1 pseudogene is annotated in these 333 nt (G+C 62.5%); it reads right to left on the bottom strand.

The annotated features are described in order from the left end of the window. Nucleotides 1-76 precede the first annotated feature (76 nt). A pseudogene (locus SB679_RS23480) lies at nt 77-333 on the bottom strand (SGNH/GDSL hydrolase family protein); the annotation flags it as partial.

Raw genomic sequence — 333 nt, 5'->3', positions numbered from 1 at the left:
GTCGAAGTCCTGGCCGTACGCCGGGACGGCACCCTGCTGGCCACTCCCGGCTTCCGCGACGAAACCGGCCAAGCGGCTAGGAAGGCCGGATAAGCTCAGGATATTTAGGGTGCAGGCCATCTCCGGACGAAACGCCGCGAACCCTGCGAGATACCCACGGGACCGCAGATTCACGCAGCCACCGGGCGTTGGCCTTCAACGTTTCAACACGATTCATGAGCCGCAGGGGCGCGAGTTCGGGTACTTCAATGACGTGCTCATATTCGAGGACGTCCAACACGCGCTTGGCCATGTTGATGTGGCCGGCCGTGGACATGTGCATCCTGTCCTCGC

Origin of the sequence: Chryseobacterium sp. SIMBA_029 (genome assembly GCF_046535275.1) — a bacterium.
In the GTDB taxonomy this organism is placed as follows: Bacteria; Bacteroidota; Bacteroidia; order Flavobacteriales; family Weeksellaceae; genus Chryseobacterium.
This window is presented reverse-complemented; position numbering and strand designations above follow the sequence as displayed.